Annotated in this window: 5 protein-coding genes and 1 pseudogene; 3 read left to right on the top strand and 3 right to left on the bottom strand. The window is 71.2% G+C overall.

What is annotated here, in order from left to right; translation table 11 throughout:
• Positions 1 to 504: 504 nt before the first annotated feature.
• Positions 505 to 969, top strand: a complete 465-nt coding sequence (locus tag ACFP2V_RS37065) for a DUF3592 domain-containing protein (RefSeq protein WP_381220555.1) — start codon at positions 505 to 507, stop codon at positions 967 to 969.
• Between the two features lie 164 nt (positions 970 to 1133).
• On the opposite strand, the pseudogene ACFP2V_RS37060 reads toward ACFP2V_RS37065, so the two are convergent.
• Positions 1134 to 1307 (bottom strand): annotated as a pseudogene (locus tag ACFP2V_RS37060) (DDE-type integrase/transposase/recombinase); the annotation flags it as partial.
• 684 nt (positions 1308 to 1991) lie between these two features.
• On the opposite strand from ACFP2V_RS37060, the gene ACFP2V_RS37055 reads away from it, so the two are divergent.
• Together ACFP2V_RS37055 and ACFP2V_RS37050 are read left to right on the top strand one after the other, a co-directional pair.
• Positions 1992 to 2222: a hypothetical protein gene (locus tag ACFP2V_RS37055; protein ID WP_381220552.1), complete on the top strand. Its 231-nt coding sequence runs from the start codon at positions 1992 to 1994 to the stop codon at positions 2220 to 2222.
• 205 nt (positions 2223 to 2427) lie between these two features.
• Positions 2428 to 3696: an amidase family protein gene (locus ACFP2V_RS37050; RefSeq protein WP_381220549.1), complete on the top strand. Its 1269-nt coding sequence runs from the start codon at positions 2428 to 2430 to the stop codon at positions 3694 to 3696.
• Positions 3697 to 3865: 169 nt separating this feature from the next.
• Here the strand turns inward: ACFP2V_RS37050 and ACFP2V_RS37045 are convergent, their stop codons facing one another.
• Both ACFP2V_RS37045 and ACFP2V_RS37040 read right to left on the bottom strand, forming a co-directional pair.
• Positions 3866 to 4177, bottom strand: a complete 312-nt coding sequence (locus ACFP2V_RS37045) for a hypothetical protein (protein WP_381220547.1) — start codon at positions 4175 to 4177, stop codon at positions 3866 to 3868.
• Positions 4178 to 4238: 61 nt separating this feature from the next.
• The coding region (locus ACFP2V_RS37040) for an SEC-C domain-containing protein (protein ID WP_381220544.1) at positions 4239 to 4793 on the bottom strand (555 nt) is incomplete at its 5' end.

The following is a 4793-nucleotide window of genomic DNA, read 5'->3' as shown; positions in this document are numbered from 1 at the left end:
CTGCTATGCGCCCCAACCGGTCACAACCCGACCAGCCGCACGACCCCGGAACTTGCAACCGCCCTGTGGTCTCCCCGAACGCAGGGCGTCAGGTCATCCCTTGTGGCTGATCTGTACCGGCTACGCGATCACGGGCACATAGTGGGCTGGCCGGACGAACTCACCGTCTCGGAATCGCAGGCCGCTACCCCCACAACCGAGGGATGAACTGCGATGTGTCGGCTTCGTGTCAGTGGCAGTGGTCGGCAGCCGCCGTCGTCCGCCTTCCCGCTGGCCGCGGTGGGGGGCACGTGACGGTCCGTCGCTCATACGGGGATGACACGGGCATCGGGTTTCCCTGTCATGAGGTGATAGATCCCCGGGTGGTCTGCCGGCATGAAGCCGAGGGATCGCATCTCCCCGTCATGGTTCGGGGGTCTTCCGTGCGACACTCCTGCGGGCGTTGTGACCAGGCGCCCACCGTGCCGGTCGTCCCGGCGCGGACGGGAGCAGTGGGGGGAACCGATGGAAGCGTTTTTCTACGTCATACCCGTCATCATGATCGTCGGCGTGTCCGTCATGGCCGCCAGGACCATCAGCCGCAGCAGGCAGGTCAGCGGCGCCTGGAACCACGGCCTCACGGCCGAGGGGAGATGCCTGCGGACCTACACCAGGACCAGAGGCGGCGCGGGGGACGCCGGCGTGGACACCACCCTGCACCACGTCTACGAGTTCACGACCCGAGAGGGGCGCGTCATCCGCTTCGACGAGGCGAACGGCCCGTCGACGGTCGTCGTGGGCGACCACGTCACCGTGTACTACCTCGCCGACAGCCCGGAGCGTGCCACGGCGCACGCCCCGGCCCGCGGGAAGCTCGCCGCGGGGACGGGTTGCGTGCTCGCCTTCCTCGGTGTGGTCATCGCCGGGTGCGTGGGCTTCATGGTGATCGCCCACACCGTGTTCACGGAGGCGGACGGCCTCCTGCCGTAGGACTTCCCGCACGACTGTGCGGCCGCACCCGGAATGGGCCAGGGAGCCGCGGACGGCGTCCGGCGCGAGCGCGGACCGAGCGCCGTGTCCTGGGCCCCTCCGGGGGCACAGATGATCTTGCAGAGAATCCTACTCAATTCCGGAAAATCACCTTCTGGTCGACCTGGTGTTCCAGGGCGGTGGGCCGCCCGGTAGGAGCGGAGCCTGTCGGTGACGACCACCCGCGGCACCGAGCGGGTCGTCTTCAGCAGGCGGCGGAAGAAGCGCCGGGCCGCGGCCTTGTTCCTTCGGCCCTGGACCAGGATGTCGGGCAGGCTGCCGTCGGCGTCGACGGCTTGGTCGCGCGCCGCCACGCCGCCACGTCCCGGCCGAAGAGCCCGGGCCGGCCACGCACCGTACGCTCCATCCGCGCTCTGGTGCCGTGCCCGGCGCGCGAGAATCCCAGTCGGGGCTGCCGGAGGGTGTGCGGCGAGCTGCTCGTGCAGGGGAGTGGAGGTGGCCGCCCCGGCGTCGTGGTTGCGGACGCGGTCAAGCTGGTCCGTGACAAAGAACCTCACGGATTGGCGGACGACATGTTGAGGGTCGAAGAACTGGAGGCGGCGCTGCCGTCGATGACACGGTGGCGTGTGCCTGGGGGGCGCGGTGTGGACTGGGCCGCCCTTGAGTGCGATCTCTCGGTTTCGGGACAGTGAGGTGAGGGGCAGCGGGGCTTGGGTGTGTTGATGCTGGTCGGTGGTGGTTTCGGGGTGTGGGTTCACTGTCATGAGGGTGAGATTTCCGTGGGGTATCGCTGTCGTGGGGGTGTTATCGCATGCGGGGTGACGGTGTCTCAGTTTTGTGAGTTCTGATCCGCTGGCCGGCGAGTGATTGGTCTGCTCGGGGGTGTGGATGAGGGAGAGCAGGGCCTGGCCTCGGCGGGGACGGGTGGGGTTTTGCCGGCTGTGTCTGTTCGGGCGTTGCGGGGGCCGGCGGTGCGCCGGTTGCTGGCCTTGCGTCGGGAGGGGAAGCTCACTACTGGGCAGGTGAGGTCGGCGGCGGACGTGCTGGGGGTGCGGGAGCGTGCGGTGTGGCGGTGGCTGGCCGCCGCCGAGCGGGATGAGTCCGCGGCCCGGGCGCCGGGGGAGCGGGCCGGGCTTGCGGGTGGGGAGTGGGCGGCGCGGAAGCATGACGTGTTCCTGGTCCGGCCGCGTGGCTGGCGTAACCAGGTGGGGGAGACCGATGAGGTCATCAGGGACTCCGCCTGGGCCGTATAGCCCCGGATCCCCGCCCCCTCGACCGGCGGGGATCCGGCCGTCGCCGCAAGCGCGGCGACGGCTTCGCCGTCCACCTCCGCTTCAGTCGGTCCGGCTCCGCTTCAGTCGGTCCGGCTCCTCTGTACAAATGGTCGTACGTACTTGTCTTCCGATCACGTCGAGGTCGTTCATGCCTGCCCAGCAGCCGGGTCCTGCCGTTGCCAACGTGCCGCGCCTGATCCCGCCTCGCCACGGCAGCGGCGAAACGGCCGCCGCCCCCCGCGGTGACGTCCCGGCTCAGGGGGAGACCGGCGCATCGGTCTGGCGTGTTGTCGGTGATCCGCTGGTCGCGGCGCCCAAGGGGGGCGTGTTGTCCGGCTCCCGGGTCGCGGTGAAGGACCTCTTCGCTGTCGCCGGCCATGCGATCGGGGCGGGAAATCCGGCATGGCTGCGCGAGGCGCCGATCGAGTCCGCCCACGCCGCGGCCGTCCAGGCCCTGCTGCAGGCAGGGGCGGACGTCACCGGTATCGCACGGACCGACGAGCTGGCCTACGGCCTGTCCGGGCTCAACACGCACTACGGGATGCCGCCGAATCCCGCGGCGCCCGGGCGGGTCCCCGGAGGGTCCTCGAGCGGCTCGGCCAGCGCCGTCGCCCTGGGACTGGCCGACATCGGTCTGGGCACCGACACGGCGGGCTCGGTGCGGGTGCCGACCTCCTACTGCGGGCTGTACAGCCTGCGGCCGTCACACGGTCTGGTCCCGGACACCGGCCAGATCGGTCTCGCACCCTCGTTCGACACCGTGAGCTGGATCACCCGAACACCGCACCTGCTCGGCCGGGTGTCCGACGTGCTCCTTCCGCGGCGATCCGCTCAGCCGATCAAACGGCTGCTCCTGGCCACGGACCTGTTCGACCTGGTGGACCCGGCACTGCGCCCGTCGCTGCACGAGGCGGCCCACGCGTGGGCGGACCGGCTGGCCGTCCCGCTGCAGCCGCGGAGCAGTACCTGCGCCGCACATCTCGAGGAGTGGGCGGAGGCGCTGGGTGTCCTCCAGGCCGTGGAGATGTGGCAGCTGCACGGCAGCTGGCTGCAGGCGCACCGCGAGGCCGTCTCGCCCCTCGTCGCAGACGCCATCGCTGCGGGCGAGGGCATGCCGGCCGAATACCTCGCGTGGGCCCGGGACACCGTGAGCCAGGCACGGAGCACACTCGCCGAACTGATCCCGCCCGGGACCGCGCTCGTACAGCCGGCGGCCCCGACGGCGGCTCCCCGGCCCGGCCCGGCCGTCACCGGCATGGCACTGCGTACCGCGACCGTGCAGCTGATCTGCGCGGCAAGCGTGGCGGGCCTGCCGGTGCTGACCCTGCCCGGAGTGCAGAGCCCGGCCGGCCCCGTCGGGCTCAGCCTCGTCGCGACCGCCGGAAGCGATCGCGCCCTGACCGCCGCACTCGCCGATCACACCGCCGACTCCGCGGCCCTGACACCGCCCTGACTCTGCGGGTGCCGATTAATCATCCGTCCTGGTCGCAGACGTGGTCAGCAGTCAGGTCGCGTTGCCCGGGGATGAGTGGGCAGTGCCCGTTCTGCCAGGATGGCGCGCGCGGCGCGGGGCAGTGCGGCGATCTCGCCGCGGGTGCGGCCGGGCTTGCCGCCGGTAGCGGTCAGTGGGTCCAGCGGCGGAACGCCGCGATCCACTCGGCTCCCTCGGGCGGCGGTGACGGCAGCGGCAGGTCCAGCAACCCGATCGCCTGCCGATGGGCGCCACGGCGGCACAGGGCCACCATTCCACTGCCGGGACGTAGGTCGAGATCCTCGACCACAACGTCGACGCCCAGGACCTGGGTGGTGAAAGGCAGCACCAGATGATCGGTGAGGACGGCGTGGAAGCCGGCCAGTTCTTCGTCTTCACCGTATGCGTCGACGACTGCCTCCGCGATCATCGCGTCGAGCCGGTGGTCCGGCTCCCTGGCCATGGGCCACTCCTTCTTGCCTGTGCCCCCTGGAACTCGTGAGACAGTGAGACATCCGGGCCGGTCAGTTCTTTGCGGGGGTGCCGCAGCACTTTTTGTACTTGCGGCCCGAGTCGCACCAGCACGGTCCGTTGCGCGCGGGCGGCCACAGCAGCGTCTGGTCCGGGTGCGCCGCGGCGCGCCACTCGCCGTAGCTCTGCCGGGTCTTCTGGTCGGCCGGGTCGCGGCCGGTGCGCTGGGCGTACGCCTGGAAGTCGGCCAGGGTGCCGGTGACCATGCGCACGTGGGCGGCGCCGGCCTCGTCGTAGCCGCGGGCCTCCCGCTGGATCCGCGCGGCATACGCGTCGTAGTCGCCGCCGTAGTGCGCGGTCGACTCCGGCCAGCGCGCCCGCACCGCAGTGAAGTCCTCGCGCGCCCAGCGCAGCACGATGGAGTCGAACGCCTCCCCGCCCTCCGGCACGTCCAGCCCCCGACGGCCGGGCAGGTCGCCCCACCGCTCCCGCACCAGCTCGCTGAGCGCCGCGAGGGAAGCGTCGGCCTCGGCCTCGGCGGCCAGATCGTCCTCATCCAGCTCGATGTCCAGCGCGTCGTGCAGGAAGCTGCGGCTGAGCGCCAGTCC

Source organism: Streptomyces incanus (assembly GCF_042656345.1).
GTDB classification, from domain to species: Bacteria; Actinomycetota; Actinomycetes; order Streptomycetales; family Streptomycetaceae; genus Streptomyces; species Streptomyces incanus.
Note: the sequence above shows the minus strand (reverse complement) of the source record. Positions and strands in the feature narration are given on the sequence as shown.